The organism is Methylomagnum sp. (assembly GCF_054333355.1).
Genome location: NZ_JBTEKS010000003.1, coordinates 1 through 15,453, shown reverse-complemented (window position 1 = coordinate 15,453; position 15,453 = coordinate 1). Strand labels below are relative to the sequence as shown.

Below are 15,453 nucleotides of genomic sequence, written 5' to 3'. Positions count from 1 at the left end.
TCGACCCATCCGCCGGAGGCTTCTATCCGGGCATCCTAAATTTCAGCATGGACACCGCCTCAATGCCAACGAACCGCATCCTCCGCCAGATTTCCCGCCAAGCCTGCCCGCACCTCGTCTGCGAGCGCGGTGACGGGTCCGGTGGTGATGAACACCAGTCGACTCCGGGCATCGTCGGCGGCGCGGGTCGATAGATCGACCGGCGGATAGAGTCGGCCTGCCGCGCCATGCACCGCGACGGGGCTGAACACGTTCGGCAACTGGACGACGCCCTTCACCCGCACCAGGGATGGATGACGCGCCAGTAAATCCTCTAGGAACATCCGCAGCCTCACCCAAGGCACAGGCGTTTCAAAATGCACCGAGACGCTACGAAAGCCATGATCGGGCCGGTCGGTGTCGTCGGGCACGCGGCGATAGCGGGTGTCGATGCGGGTCAACAGCGCGGCTGGGTCGAGTTCGCCGCGCACCGCCCGGAGACGCGGCGTGGCTGGTGCCAGCGCGTCCAGCCGGGTTTCGAGGCGGGCGAGCGTGGCGGTATCCGCCAGATCGGCTTGAGTCAGCACCAGCGCGTCGGCCCAGGCCACTTGCGCCATGGCTTCGGGAAACCGCTCGATGTGTTCCGCCGCCGATGGCACAGCCAGCGTGGCGACCACGCCCAAAAGTTGGTAATTACGCGCCAGCCAGCGGTCCCGCAGCAGGGTATCCAGCACCGGCTCGGGACTGGCGACGCCGCTGGTTTCGAGGATCACCCGGTCGAACTTCGGGGCACCGGGTTTGCCCCAGCCCAGCCGGATGTTCCTCAGCACCGGTGCCAACGCCCCCCGCACCTGGCAGCACAGGCAGCCGCCGGAGAGGGTCATGAGCGGAATGCCTTCCTGCTCGATCAATTGCGGGTCCACCGGGGCTTCGCCGAATTCGTTGATAAGGACCGCCGAGCTAGGCCAGTCGCGCAGCAGCCGGTTGAGCAGGGTGGTCTTGCCGCTGCCGAGGAAGCCGGTGAGGATTAGGATGGGGAGGCGGGTGAGGTTCGAATTCATTTGCCGAAACTGGGTAGGCCATGCGGGCCATGGGCTGGGTTGGGGGACGAAACCCGGCGTCAGAGGATTAGCTGGCTGGGCTTCCGCAAAGCTCCAACCCAGCCCACGCGGGCTTTAGAGGCTCAATAACTCACCCGCAACCCCACCTCCGCCCCCCGCCCCGGCTCCGGCGCGAAGTTCCGCAGGTACGACGTCGAGTTGCGGATGTTCTCGTCCAGCAAGTTGTTGGCCTTGGCGAAGACCAGCACGTCGGCCTGTTCCCAAGCCTTGGCCTGATATTGCACGCCCAGATTGAGCAGCACATAGGCGGGCGTTTCCGATTCGTTGGCGCCGGGGTTGTCCTGCCGTTCGCCACGGGTCAGCCGCAGGTTGGAGGACCAGTGGTCGTCGAAGGCGTAGTCCAGTTGCAAGCCATACCGCAGCGGCGGCATCCGGGGCACATCGCCGCCGTTGACGAATTCGCCCCGCGTGTAGTCGCTGAACAGGGTGACATCCAGCACGCCGTACTTGTTCTCCATCAGCGGGAACAGCAGCTTGGCCTCGAAGCCCTTGAAGATGGCGTCGGCCTGGCTGGCCTGGAGGATCGGCAGCCCCTCGCCGTGATGATGCTCCTCCTCGCCCGCGTGATCCTCTTCGTGGTCCTCGCCTGCGTACAACTGGCCGGTGTTGCGCTGGTAGATGTAGTTGTTCACCCAGTTGTGGAACAGGTTGAGCTCGGCCCGTAGCCAGTCCCGCTTGAAGCGGTAGCCCAGGTCGAGGTTGTAGGATACTTCCTTGCCCAGCGTGGCATCGCCGATCTCGAAGCTGCGGGTGGCGTGATGCACGCCGTTGGTGAAAAGCTCCTGCACCGACGGTGCCCGTTGCGACTGGGTGAAGGCCAGGCTGAGTTGGTTGCTGTCGTCCACTTTCCACAGCGCCGAGGCCGAGCCGCTGACCGGCAGGAAATCGCGGGCGGGTCGGCCTTGCGGCGTGATGGATTGATGCTCGACCCGCGCCCCCAATTCATAAGTGACGGGGCCGAAATCCATGGACTCGACGGCGAACAAGCCGTAGGTGTCGATGGCGGATTGCGGCACCACGGCTTCTTCGCCGAATGCGCCGAAGTCGCTGTTGATGGATTGAAAGCCCACCACGCCGCGCACCGGCCCCAGCGGTTGATGCTTGAGTTCCAGCCGGGTTTCGTAGGATTCGTTCAGCCACGTCGTGCCGACCGCGCCCCCTTCCAGCTCGGAATGCTTGTAATCGGTGTAGCCGAACTTCAGTTTCAGTGACTCGGCGAATTCAAACGGATTATTCAGCCCGGCCCGGAAGTCGTATTTGGTTTGCTGGAGATCAACCCGGATGCGTTCGCCGCCCGCCCCGTCCGGGGGAATGCCGTAGTTGTTTTCCAGTCGATTGATCGAGGCACCGACGAAGCCGTCATCGCCCACCCAGGACAGGCCCACCGTGCCGCCCTTGGCGCGGGCATTGGTGTTCGGCACATAGTTCTTGGTGTTTTGAATCACCGGGGTTTCCGCCAGGGCCGGATCGGTGGCGCGGGCGGCGGCTTCGTCGATGGCCCAGCCGCCGATTTGCATATTGCCGCTCTCCCGGAAAAAGCCATCAATATGCAGGGCCAGATTGCCCTGTCCGCCCTCCAGCTTGAAGGCGCTGGACGTGAGGTCCAAGGCCGAGTCGTAGCGCTGCTCGAACGCGCCGCCCAAGGGCTTTTCGACCCGTTTTTCGGGAATGCGGTTGTCGATGACGTTCACCACGCCGCCGATGGCCCCGCTCCCGTAGAGCAGGGTGGCCGGGCCGCGCAACACCTCGATGCGCTCCGCCTGCACCGGCTCCACGCTGTTGGCGTGGTCGGGGCTGAAATTGGACACGTCGCCATTGCCGACGCCGTTCTGCATCACCCGCACCCGTGGCCCGGTCTGGCCCCGGATCACCGGCATTCCCACGCCCGGCCCGAAGGATTGGCTGTTGACGCCGGGTGACTGCTGCAAGGTCGCGCCGATGGTGGGACCGACTTGCTCGCGCAATTCCTCGCCCTTCAACACCGTGACGGGCCGGGCGAACGCGTCCGTGGCCCGATCCAGCGGGGCGCTGACCACGATTTCGTCGAGTTGTTGGGTGAGGGATTCATCGGCGTCGGCCAGGGTGGCCCACGCGAGCAAGGGAAGGGCGTGGAAAGAGCGATACATAGTCAGCCTCCATGTGAGTTCGCATAATGTTATAACATAACAATTCGCGACATTCCGTTAAATTTCGATTTTTCGCTGTCGCGCCGCCCCATCCCGGCGGGCATCATGGCGCTACGTCTTTCGAGGTAGGGGGGAAGTTTGACATCGCGCCGCTCTGGATGCGAGAGAAAGGTGGGAGCAAGACAATCTCACTGTGTCGAAGGCGACTATTTTTCCCTCTCGCCTTTGGGAGAGGGCTAGGGTGAGGGTATCCAAATCAAGGGATTTATCGCTCTCCCGGTCCTGATCACAGGGTTGCGACTTCGGCTTTTTGGTAGGAGAAATCCCATTTTTGACACCCTCACCCCAACCCCGTCCCAAAGGCGAGAGGGAGAAAATCCGTCCACGAATTTACGAATCCTCAGCGCATTCGGCGCAAAGGCCATGCACTTCAAACGCCTGCCGCTTGGCCGTGAATCCGGCGGACTGGATGGCCTGATTCACTGCTTCCATCACCGCCGGGACCGGAAGCTCCTCGACCGTATGGCAGCATTCGCAGATCAGCAGCAGCAGTTCGTGGCGCTGTTCCGGCTTGGGGCAGCCGATGAAGGCGTTCAGGCTTTCCACCCGATGGATGAAGCCTTGTTCCAACAGAAAATCCAGCGCCCGGTAGACGGTGGCGGGCTTGGCGGCGGGATCGGAGGCTTTGAGGGCCTCCAGCAAGTCGTAAGCCTTGACGGATTCGTGGTTGGACCAGATGAGTTCAAGCACCCGCCGCCGCTGTGGGGTGAAGCGCACGCCCCGCTCTTCGCAAAGGCGCTCGGCGCATTCCAACGCCTTGGCGATGCAGCATTGGTGGTCGTGGCTGGGATGCTCGTAGGGGGGCATGGCGGTGTTCCGGGTGGTGCGACGCCCGAAATTGTACGACGGTGGGCCGCTTGGCGTCGGCTCTTTCAGCGGTCGGGTTTAAGGACGTCGATATGCGGGCCGAGCATGGCGCGCCAGCTCTGCTCGATCTCCGGGCGCCAGTGGGCGTGGAATTCCTTCACGGTTTGAATCAGGCAGTCCAGCCACAGATCGTACATATAGGCCGGGATGTTCAGGCCGTCCGGGCCGTGGCTCTTGCTCAGCCGGACGAGTTCGTCGCGGCCCTCGCTCGTCCCCACCGAGGCCATGGTCAGGAGGCAGAGCGATTTTTTGAGTATCCGGGTTTGCCGGTGAATGTCGGTGTTACTGAAGCGCGCCCTGACTTCCGGTGAGGATGCCATGAGCCGTTCGTAGAAGCGAGTCAGAAACCGCGGCTTGGAAAGGCAATATTCAAAGCTGTCGTTGTAGATTTCCAGGGTTCTTTCGTCCAATTTGACTACCAGTTGTCCTGGCCGGAAGGGAAGGCCGCCCCTCCCAAATGCCGGTCCATGTACATTGTTTGGTGGCTAAATGGCTCGAAAGTCTAGCAGCCCCTTGTGATTCTGGTTGGTTAGGACTTACTCAGCCTTGCCATTCAATCACTTAAGGAGTTCGTAGTCCCGCCGTCAGGCGGTTTTTTGCCGCCTGAAGGCGGGACGACAAGCCAAAAGCTGCGTAAGTCCTATTGGTAAAGGGTCAACGCCACGCCATTGAACGGGGCGGCGTGTTAAAGCGGCGAGGCGGGAAAGGGAGGGGGTGTAGCCGACGCCGGGTTTCCGGCTAATCAGGATCGGCGATGGACTTGGGGAAGCTCACGACAAAGGCGGTGCCTTGGCCGGGTTCGGAACTGGCGGAGATGCGGCCTTGCAGCGCCGAGGTCACGATGTTGTGGACGATGGCCAGCCCTAGCCCCGAGCCGCCCTGGCCGCGCCCGGTGGTGAAGAAGGGATCGAATATCTTGGCGAGATGGCCGGGGCCAATGCCAGCGCCATAGTCCCGCACGGTGAGGGTGAACCGGGCGTCATCCGCCTCGCCCTGGTCGGCGACGATGATGCCCACCTTGCCGCCCTGGCCGTCGGGGTAGGCGTAGCGCTCGATGTTTTGCAGGAAATTCATGACGACCTGGGTCAGCAGGCCCGGATGGCCGAGCCATTGGGGATCGCCGGTCAGCCCGGCGCAATCCACGTTAATGGACAGCTTGGCCCGCCGGGCATTGATCCTGAACAGGTCCACGGCGTCCGTCACCAGTTCGGGCAGATTGGCTGGCTCCTTGGCTTCGTTGGCTTGGCTGACGGAGATTTTCTTGAACGTCTCCACCAGCTTATGCGCCCGGATCACGTTGTTCTTCAGCAGCGCCGCCGAATCCAGGATGTCCGCCAGCAGTTCTTCGCCCGCTTCGTCCGATCCGGCGAAAGCGCGGAGCTTGGGGTTGGACAGCCGGTTCTCGATCACGCTGAGCGCGGTGCAGGCAATCCCCAGGGGCGTGTTGATCTCGTGGGCCACCCCCGCCACCATCTGGGCCAGGGCGCGGTGCCTTTCGAGGGCCGCTTCCGAGCGCAGGGCTTGCTCGCGGTGGGCTTGCTCTTGCTCCCGCAGGCGCTTTTTCTCCAGTGACGCGCCCACCCTCGCCCGCAGCAGGACGGGGTTGAACGGCTTGGGCAGGTAGTCCTCCGCGCCCAACTCGATGCAGCGCACCACGCTGTCCAGTTCGGTCTGGGCGGAAATCATGATGACCGGGATGTCCCGCAGGCGCGGGTCCGCCTTGAGGCGGGCCAGGGTTTCGCAGCCATCCATCACCGGCATCATCACGTCCAGCAACACGAGGTCGAAGGCTTCCTGGGCGAGCAAAGTCAGCGCCGCCCGCCCATTTTCCGCCAGCGCCGTGATGTGGCCCTGCCGTTCCAGCCGCCGGGACAGCATGTCCCGGTTGGACTCGCTGTCGTCCACCACCAACAGTTTGCCGGGCCGAAGCCCCGCGTCGGGTAAGGCGGTTCGAGCCGTGGCGCTAGGCTCAAGCGGCGGCGGGGATTCCAACGGCGGCGGGGCGGGCCAAGGCGTGTCAGTGACCGGCGCGAAGGCCCGATCCACCCGGTCAACCATGCCTTTCGCGGCTTGGACGATGCGCCTGAGGTCGCGCAGCCAATCCTTCCGGCCCGCGCTGGCCGCTTCCTCCGCCAGCATTTCGCCGTAGCCGATGATTTGGTTCAGGGGCGTCCGCAAGTCATGGCGCAGGGACGAACTCACCGGGGAGCCGACCGGCTCGGGGGGCGGGCTGTCCACCATGTCATTCCCCCAGGAAGCTGCACATTTTTCGCAGCAGCCGGGTGAATTCGATGGGCTTGGTATCGTAATCATCGCAGCCCGCGTCCAGCGCCCGTTGCCGGTCCTCCCCCATGGCGTGGGCGGTCAGGGCGATGACGGGTATTTCCTTGGTGTCCGGGTGGTCCTTGATGCGCCGCGCCGCCGCCCAGCCATCCATGATGGGCAGGCTCATGTCCATCAGGATCACATCGGGGCGCAGCGCCAGGGCCATTTCGACGCCGTCCTCGCCATCCACCGCCATGGCGACTTCGAAGCCCTTCTTTTCCAAGCGGCGCGACAGCATGTCCCGGTTCAGTTCGTTGTCTTCGACCAGCAGTATCTTGGGCATGGTTGGTTCCGTGGGGTGGGTGAATGTGGCTATGGGCCGGTATCGACCGGCATGGCGGGAATCTCCGGCGGGGCATCCCCCGTCACTTGGGCGGGGAGCCGCATGGTGAACGTGGAGCCGACGCCCGGCTCGCTGCCCACCGACACGTCGCCGCCCATCATCTGGCAAAATTTTTTAGTGATGGTCAACCCCAGGCCCGTGCCGCCATATTTGCGGGTGGTGGAGTCATCCGCCTGGGTGAACGCCTCGAACACCTTGTCCGCCTGTTCCTGGGTCATGCCGATGCCGGTGTCGGCCACCTGGAAGGACACCCAGTCCCGGTCCTCCACGGTTTCCGCGCTCACCGTGAAAGCAATCCTGCCCCGCTCGGTGAATTTGGCGGCGTTCCCCAGCAGATTGTACAAACCTTGCCGCAGCTTGGTGAGGTCGGTGCGCATGGCGGGCGGGTGGGGCGGGTATTCCACGATAAGCGTGTTGCCGGTCCGGTCCACCAGGGGCTGGATGGTGTTCACCACCTCCCGGAGGGCGGACAGCAAATCGAAATCCTCCAGGTAAAGCTCCATCTTGCCCGCCTCGATCTTGGAGAGGTCGAGGATTTCGTTGATGAGCGACAGCAGATGCCGACCGGCGGAATGGATTTTCTCCAGGTCGCGAACCACCTCCGTTTGCCCCGCTTCCTGGGCGTCTTCCAGCAGCATCTCGCTGTAGCCGAGAATGGCGTTCATGGGGGTGCGGAGTTCGTGGGACATGTTGGCGAGGAAGGCGCTCTTGGCGCGGCTGGCCGCTTCGGCGGCGGCGCGGGCCTGATGGGCCGCGTCCATGGCCTTGGAGAGTTCGATTTCGGTGTGCTTCAGCTCGGTGATGTCGGTGCGGATGGCGACGGTGCCGGTGTGCCAGACCCGCCGCTCGCTGACCCTGATCCAGCGGTCGCCCCGGAAATGCTCGACGAAATGCCCCCGGGGCGAGCGGTGCCGCTCCAGCCGCTCCGCCAGCCACTCGTCGATGCGGCCCACGGCGTCCAGAATCAGGCCCGCCTCGGCGGCGCGGCGGATCACTTGCTCGAAGCTCATGCCGGGCACGATCCCCGAGCCGGTGTCCATGGGTTCGTGGTAGCGCACCGGGTCCATGAGCTCGCGGTAGCGCTGGTTGCATTCCACCAGGCGGTCGTCCATGTCGTACAGCGAGAAGCCGTCGGAAATGCTCTCGATGGCCTCGCGCATCCGTGAGCGGCTCACCGCCTCCTCGCGGGCCATCTGTTGCAGCCGGCTGTCCACCATGGCGATGAAGATCGCCAGCGACGTGACCAGGACCGAGGCGAACGAAACCCACAAGGCCAGCGAGGCGGGGTCCAGGGTGTTCTCGATCCCGACCGCGCCGGACACCGCCTCGCCGGGGAAGAAATAGGTGGCGGACATGGCCGTGTAGTGCGTGCCCGCCACCGCGAAGCCCATCACCACGGCGGACTCCAGCTTGGTCCATAGGGACGGGCCATCCCCCTTGCGGCGCCCGAATAGGAAATTGATCCGCAAGGCGATGTTGGCCAGCACGATGGCGACGATGATCGACACGCTGAACAGCCGGGGCACGAACATCATCATGATCTGCCGGCCCACGCCGGTCATGGCCTCCATCCCGATATAGTGCATCGCCCCGATGCCCAGCCCCATGAACGTCCCGCTCCCGAAGAGCTGGACTCCTTTGATCTTGGGGCGGCTGATGACGTAGAGCATGACCCCGCTGGCGAGGATGGCGGGCAGGATGGAGAAGGCGGTGACTAGCACGTCATAGCTGATCGGGATGGGCAGCTTGAAGGCCAGCATGGCGATGAAGTGCATGGCCCAGACGCCCAGGCCCATGGTCACGGACCCGGCGGCCAGCCAACTCCGCCGCGCCCTGGCCTTGTCGGAGGCGCTGATGCGTCCCGCCACGTTCAGGGCGGCGAAGGAGGCCAGGCAGGCCACGACGATGGAGAGAGCGACTAGCCCCTGGTGGTGATGGGCTTCCAGGGCGTATTGCGGGTCTCTTCCGTCGTAGAAGAAATGTTGCATGGGCGGGTTTGGTCGGCGGGATGGGGGCAGGGATAACATCCTTTCAAGGGATGTTGTCCCTCAGGGCGGCGCGTTATGCCCGCGCCGCCCGGGACGTCATCGCCAATCCGTAGGTCGGGCATGTATTCATGCCCGACGCCATGAACCGAATCAAGCAATGTCGGGCATGGGAATACATGCTCGACCTACTTCTAATCGTCTTCCTGGCTGTGATGCCAAGCGATGGCGAGCTGGTTCACGAAGCTGTGCATCAGGCTGACCACGATGTCCGGCGGCGCGAAGCGGCTCTTGAACAGGAACATGGCCTCGGCGCGGTGGGGCGTCCGGGCGACGTGGATGAGCTGATGGCCCTCGTCGTCACGCACGTAGCGGTCGCCGGCGGGGTCCAGGGGCACGCCCTCTTCCTGACGGAACTGTTCCAGCACCCGGAACGCCTGCTCCGCGTCCACCTCGTCCGAGAACAGCAATTGGTCATCGACGAACAGCCAGCGCGGGGTGTCGGCCTGCTCGGGACTCAGGATGCCCACCGGCGACAGGGCGTACAGAATCTTGCGCCGCGAGCCGCCCGCCGCCATGAGGTTGTTGGACAGATCCACCGTCGCCAAGGCCGTGCCGTAGGCGAGGTACTGGCGGACGCTGCTCTTCACCAGGGAATAGAGCTTGTCCTCCGTCGCCTCCACCTTGCTGAAATAGCCGTTGATGTCGTACTGGTCGATGACCTGCCGCTCCGGCGCCAAGCCCGGCTGGCCGGTGCGCACGAACAACTGGGTCAGCTTGTTGCCCATCTCGTTGCGGATGTAGTCGCACAGTTGCAGGCCGGCGTCGTCGGTCTCCATCACCACGTCCAGGAACGCCACCGCCAGATTGCAGCCCACCTCCACGTTGTCTTGCATGAGCCGGATCGCCTCGGCCTTGCTGTCCGCCGTGTAGATTTTCAGCGGCAGGCCGTAGACATCGAAGTTCTTCATGGCGAGCCGGGAAATGCTCAACACGTCCGGTTCGTCGTCCACCAAAAGCACGGGCCAATGTTTGAAAAACATGGGTTTTCTCCTCTCAGTACGCCAGGGGTTGCCGCAGTTCGTTGAATCTCGCCATGTCCAGCCGCATGTGCTTGGCGAGGTACGCGGCGGTTTCCTTCGGCCTGATCTTGTGGACGAAGTTGTAGCGGGCTTCGTGGTAATTCACCTCGCCGCCGTAGAACTTGCCCGCGAAGTTCATCTTCATGTGCTGTAGCTCGGACGCCCGGTAGGCCGACAAGGGCTTGGCCTGCTCGTCCCGCTTCCGTTGCTCCCGCTTGTCCGCCAGCAGCTTGAAATAGTCCGGGCTGGACGCCAAGGCTTCGGCTTTTTCCCGCAGCGCGGCGTGATAGTCCTCGTAGGTGTCGGGCAGCAGCTCATCCACATAGCCGATGGCCTTGGCCTTTTTCATCCCTAAGGGCAACGGCGTTTCGGTCAGTTCCAGCGCCTTCACAGGTCCCACCCGCTTGGGCAGGAGGTAGGTCCAGTATTCCGAGCCGTACAGGCCCATGGTCTTGTAATGGGGGTTGAAGACCACGCCCTCCCGCACCCACACCTTGTCCGCCGCCAGCGGCATGATGGCACCGCCGGCCCCGGCGCTGCCCCACACGGCGGAGACCGTCAGCTTGCTCTCGCTGTTGACGATCTCCAGCACCACGTCGTCGATGGCGTTGATGTTGCGCCAGGATTCGTTGGCCGGATTGTCCGACGCCTCGATGACGTTGAGGTGAATGCCATTCGACCAGAAGTCGGTCCCGCCCATCAGCACCAGCACCTTGGTGGGGCGTTGCAGGGCCAGCCGGTAGGATTCCAGCATCCGCTTGCACTGCTCCGTGTCCATCGCGCCGTTGTGGAAGTCGAAATGCAGGTAGCCGACCTGATTCTTTTCCTCGTACCAGATTTCCTTGAAGGTCTTGTCGGTGCCCGTGTACAGGGGATCAATCGGCGACTCGGGCACGTCCGCCAGCGCCTCGCCCAGCATCCGCGCCGCCCTCAGCTTGAAGTCCAGGGAGACGTGACGACCCACGAGGCGCTTGTAGAAGGGGACTTTTTCGAGATTCTTCTTTTTCAGGTGGGAAATCCACACCGCCCCGTCGATGGCCGCCCGGCAAATCGCCCCATCCCGCTGCGCGATGATGGCGCCGGGTTGCCAGCCTCGCAGGTTGGCCTCCTCGTGGGCGCCGTACAGGTAGTATTCCTCGCCGTTGATGGTGTCCAAGACACCCGGCGCGCTGTCCCCCGCCTGGATTTTCTTGAGGATGGTCTCCACGCTATCGACCTCCCAGTCGATTTTGCGGTCCGCCTGCTTCATCAGCGGGCGGAGTTGGCCGCGCACGGCGGGCTTCGAGTAATCCAAGGGTTCCGGCGCGAAGCCGCGGCTCTCGACCCGCGCCACGGTTTCCAGCACGGTCTTGGTGGCGGCGCGGGTCACTTCCCGGCGGTAGAGGCTGGCCTTGCTGCCGGGCCGCATCTTGAAGGTGGCGGTGGACCAGATGTCCCCGGCGTCCATCTCCTCCGCCGCTTGCAGGGCGGTCACGCCCCACTCCGCCTCGCCGTTGGTGATGGCCCAATCCAGGGACGACGGTCCCCGGTCGCCCTTGATGCCCGGATGCACGATGATGCAGAGGTGCCGACTCCACACGTCCTCGGGGATTTTTTCCTTCAGGAACGGGCAGATGATGAGGTCGGGCTGGAACAGGGCGACGGCCTTCCTGACATCATCGGGGCTGAGCGCCAGGGTGATGGAGATGTCGTGGCCCAAATAATCCAGTTCCACATGAACACGCTGGCAAAGGCCGTTGTATGACGACGAGATGAGCAATATCCGCATATTTACTCTCCGCTGGGTGCGTAGATACACCGTTGTTGATTATTGCAGAAATGGTCGGCCAGCTTTTTCAAGCCATTGATTTTTAGTGGGGTCGTTAGAATCCCAGGGTATGGGGATTCAAAAAACTTCTTATAAGCCAATGTGTTGACCGTGACCGCGATGATTGCCAAATATTGAGTGCCCGGAGAAATCGGCAGGGTATATGGCGAGAAGGCCCAGGGGTTTCTTGATGTCAGCGGGACGGGGTAAACCCAGGCTGCCCCCCATATTTTTGGAGTTTTTCGGGCACGCGGTTGGGATTATTAACAATTCGCCTCGTTGAAGCAATGGTTTTGCAACATTTTAGGACATTGGACGGCGGCAAAAGAGAGGGCAAGAATCGGCAGGCGGACTTAATCCGGCCTCAAAGGCAAGCTGCCGTGATGGCTAGTCACAACAATCATCATGCTGGCTGGGTGGGCTTCCCGTAAGGTGGACATAGGCCCATGTCCACCTTACATCCAGGTTGGTTCCCGCTGTCTCTATGCCGCCCGCCGCGCAAGGTTCGGCGCGGATGTAGGTCGGGCTTTAGCCCGGCAGGTCGGACTGAAGTCCGACCTACAAATTCCGGGAAGTTATTTTTTGCCGAGTGCTAAGCCACCGCGGACCACCCAATGGATGGAAACACGCAGCGGTTCCGTCCGGTGCGGATGACCTCGGTGCAGTGGGGATTGGCGCAGGCGGCTTCCAAGGCCGTGACGCATTTCAGGATGCCGGGCCGGGGCGTCTTGTGGACGAAGGCCGAGCGGGCGATGTGATAGCTCCGGTCCTCGCCCCAGAAATTCCGCTTCATCTCCTCCAGCTCCTCGTGCCGGTAGCTTTCCAGCGACTTGCTGTGCTCGTCGGCCTTGCGGTTGGCCCGCTTCTCCAGCAGCCAGGTGTAATACCGTTCGCTGTGGGCCAGCTTCTCGGCGACGCGGGCGATTTGTTCCCGGAACTGGCTGAATTGGCTGCCACCCAGGTGGTCCTGGACGATGATGTCGTCGATCAGCCCGATGGCCTTGGCTTCCCGCACGCCCAGCGGCAGGCAGCGCTCGGTCAGTTCCAGCGCCTTGGCCTGGCCGACCCGCTTGGGCAGGGTATAGGTCCAGTATTCCGAGCCGTACAGCCCGCCCATGCCCTTGTAGTGGGGATTGAAGACGATGCCGTCGCGGGCGAACACCCGGTCCGCCGCCAGCGCCAGCATCACGCCGCCCGCCCCGGCGCTGCCGTACAGGGCGGCGATGGTGATGTGGTCGGAGGCGGTGAGGATGGCCCGCACCAGATCGTCCATGGCGTTGATGTTGCGCCAGGATTCCTCGGCGGGGTCGGCGGCGGCCTCGATCAGATTGAGATGGATGCCGTTGGACCAGAAATCACGCCCGCCCTGCAAGACGATCACCCGGGTGCCCCGGTGGCGGGCGTACATCACGGCCTCCGCCAGCCGCTTGCAATGGTCGGTGCCCATGGCGCCGTTGTAGAAGCGGAAATTGACGTAGCCGACCCCGTTGCGCTCCTCGTACCAGATGTCCCGGAAAGTCCGGCTGGGGCTGGCGCATTCGACGGGCATGGGCACTTCCGGCACATCCCCCAGAATCGCTTCGCCCAACACCATCGTGGCGGGCAGCTTGTAGCGCCGGTCCTCGGGTCCGTCCTTGGGCTTGAGGTGGGAAATCCACACCGCGCCGTCCACCGCTGCCCGGCAAATCGCGCCGTGCCGCTGGCCGATGATGTCGCCGGGCTTGCCGACCAGGCTGCCTTCCTCATGCACACCGAACAGGTACACGGCCCGCCCGGCGATGTCGTCCAGCACGCCCGGCGCGCCGTCGGCGGAGCGGATTTTGCGGAGGATGTCCGCCACGGGGTCGGAATTCCAGTCGATGCGCCGCCGTTCCTGCTTGACCGCCGGGCGGTAGAAGCCCCGCACGTCGGGCCGCGAGTAATCCAGCGGGGCGGGCACGAACAGGCCGCTCTCGAAGCGTTGCACGGCCACCTTCATGGCTTGCAGGGCGCAATGGCTGATTTCGTCCCGGTACAGGCTGCTCTTGCTGGCGTCCCGCGTGTCGGCCTGATAGGTGGCCCAGATGGGGCCGGAGTCCATATGCTCCGCCGCCTGCACCACGGTGACGCCCCACCGCGGCTCCCGGTTCAGGATGGCCCAATCCAGGGAGTTGGGGCCACGGTCGCCGACGATGCCGGGATGGACGATGAGGCAGGGGGTGGCTTCCCAGATGTCGTTGGGAATCACCTGGGCCAGCATGGGGCAGAGGATCAGATCGGGCTTGAACTGTTCCACCGCGTCGCGCATGGTGTCGGCGGTGGTGGCGGCGGCGACGCCGACCTGATGGCGGTCCTTGAACAGCACATAGGCTTGCTGGGTGAGGCTGTTGAAGCTGCTGGACAAGAGCAATAAGCGCATGAGGGTGTCTCCATATCCTTGTGAGTTGTGAAATGCCTTTTCTGAGGCGATGCCTAATTCGGTGCCGCCGGGCGCTCGTTCGCCGCTGGCCCATGCCCGCCGAAGCGGAACCTGGCCCGGTAATCCAGCGGGCTGACCTTCAGCGTGCGCTGGAAGGTCCGGCGCATCTGCTCCGGCGTGCCGAAGCCGCATTGCCGGGAAATGGTTTCCACCGGCAGCCGGGTTTGTTCCAGTTGGGCGCGGGCTCGTTCGAGGCGGATCATTTCCACGAACTTGGCGGGCGTGAGGCCCACCTCCCGCTCGAAGGTCCGGGCGAAATGACGCGGGCTCATGTTCATGCGATCGGCCATGGCTTCGACGCTCAGGTCCGCGTTGGGATGGGCGAGCATCCAGTCCTGCAATTCCCGAAAGTCTCGCCGGGAGGCGGCGGCCTTGAGCAGGTCCGCGCTGAATTGTGATTGCCCACCGGGGCGGTTCGGGAACACCAGCATGCCGCGTCCGACCATGGCGGTGGTTTCCGGTCCCCAGTCCTCCTCCACCAGCGACATGGCCAGGTCGATGCCGGCGGTGACGCCGCCGGAGGTGTAGACGGCGCCGTCGCGCACGGCGATGCGATCCGGTTCCACCCGGATATGCGGGTACTCCTCGGCCAGTTGGGCGCAGTATTTCCAATGGGTGGTGGCCCGGCGGCCATCGAGCAGGCCGCATTCGGCCAGAAGGAAGGCGCCGGTGCAGATGGAGCCCAGCCGCCGGACCCGGCCCGCCATCCGGCTCAGCCAGGCCAACAGGGACGGATTCCTGCGGGCCTGTTCGATGAGGCCGCCGGCCACCAGCAATGTGTCGATATCACCCTCGAAATCGCCGATGGCCTGATCGGCCATGATGCGCACCCCGGACATGGTGGTGACGGGGCCGGCCCGTTCGGCGAGTACCGTCAGGATATAGTTCGGGGCCACGGCTTGGCCGCTCATGCGCAGCCAATAATCGACAAAGCCGAACACTTCCAGCGGGCCGCAAATGTCGAGCATTTGCGAATCCTCGAAGGCCAGCATGGCGATGCGCCGGGGCTGGCCGGGTTGCGTCTTGGTTTTTTCGTTCATATCCATCTCCTCCTGTGGCCTAAATCTTCCGCTCTGGGCGATGTGTCCGCAATGACGAAATTCCCACCTTTTCTGCCATGGGCGCGTGGAAGCCCACTCATTTTGCTGGTTCCCAAGCTCCCGCTTGGGAACCAGCAAAATGAGTGGGCTTCCACGCCCCCATGGCAGAAAAGGTGGGAATTTCGTCATTGCGGACACATCGCCCGGAGCGGAAGATTTAGGCCACAGGAGGAGATGGATATGAACGAAAAAACCAAGAC

Annotated in this window: 11 protein-coding genes; all 11 read right to left on the bottom strand. The window is 63.5% G+C overall.

What is annotated here, in order from left to right:
• Positions 1 to 59 precede the first annotated feature (59 nt).
• The 11 genes from ACXWUF_RS00640 to ACXWUF_RS00590 all read right to left on the bottom strand — a co-directional run bounded on the left by ACXWUF_RS00640 (position 60) and on the right by ACXWUF_RS00590 (position 15,193).
• Positions 60 to 1,040 (bottom strand): CobW family GTP-binding protein, encoded by a 981-nt coding sequence (locus tag ACXWUF_RS00640; RefSeq protein ID WP_458492711.1) that lies wholly within the window; start codon positions 1,038 to 1,040, stop codon positions 60 to 62.
• Positions 1,041 to 1,162: 122 nt separating this feature from the next.
• Positions 1,163 to 3,226, bottom strand: coding sequence for a TonB-dependent receptor (locus ACXWUF_RS00635; protein WP_458492710.1), 2,064 nt, complete (start codon positions 3,224 to 3,226; stop codon positions 1,163 to 1,165).
• Between the two features lie 390 nt (positions 3,227 to 3,616).
• Complete coding sequence (locus ACXWUF_RS00630) at positions 3,617 to 4,093, bottom strand: transcriptional repressor (protein ID WP_458492709.1); 477 nt, start codon at positions 4,091 to 4,093, stop codon at positions 3,617 to 3,619.
• A 65-nt stretch (positions 4,094 to 4,158) separates the two neighbouring features.
• A complete protein-coding gene (locus ACXWUF_RS00625; protein WP_458492708.1) occupies positions 4,159 to 4,563 on the bottom strand; it encodes a globin in 405 nt (134 codons plus the stop codon).
• 328 nt (positions 4,564 to 4,891) lie between these two features.
• On the bottom strand, positions 4,892 to 6,394 hold the full coding sequence (locus tag ACXWUF_RS00620) for a response regulator (protein WP_458492707.1): 1,503 nt from the start codon (positions 6,392 to 6,394) through the stop codon (positions 4,892 to 4,894).
• A gap of 1 nt (position 6,395) precedes the next feature.
• Entirely contained in the window at positions 6,396 to 6,761 is a 366-nt protein-coding gene (locus ACXWUF_RS00615; protein WP_458492706.1) for a response regulator, read from the bottom strand.
• 29 nt (positions 6,762 to 6,790) lie between these two features.
• A complete protein-coding gene (locus tag ACXWUF_RS00610; RefSeq protein ID WP_458492705.1) occupies positions 6,791 to 8,809 on the bottom strand; it encodes a sensor histidine kinase in 2,019 nt (672 codons plus the stop codon).
• A gap of 191 nt (positions 8,810 to 9,000) precedes the next feature.
• Positions 9,001 to 9,849, bottom strand: coding sequence for a response regulator (locus ACXWUF_RS00605; RefSeq protein ID WP_458492704.1), 849 nt, complete (start codon positions 9,847 to 9,849; stop codon positions 9,001 to 9,003).
• 13 nt (positions 9,850 to 9,862) lie between these two features.
• Positions 9,863 to 11,656 (bottom strand): hydrogenase maturation protein, encoded by a 1,794-nt coding sequence (locus tag ACXWUF_RS00600; protein ID WP_458492703.1) that lies wholly within the window; start codon positions 11,654 to 11,656, stop codon positions 9,863 to 9,865.
• 631 nt (positions 11,657 to 12,287) lie between these two features.
• On the bottom strand, positions 12,288 to 14,093 hold the full coding sequence (locus tag ACXWUF_RS00595) for a hydrogenase maturation protein (protein ID WP_458492702.1): 1,806 nt from the start codon (positions 14,091 to 14,093) through the stop codon (positions 12,288 to 12,290).
• A 53-nt stretch (positions 14,094 to 14,146) separates the two neighbouring features.
• Positions 14,147 to 15,193: a GlxA family transcriptional regulator gene (locus ACXWUF_RS00590; protein ID WP_458492701.1), complete on the bottom strand. Its 1,047-nt coding sequence runs from the start codon at positions 15,191 to 15,193 to the stop codon at positions 14,147 to 14,149.
• Positions 15,194 to 15,453 lie beyond the last annotated feature (260 nt).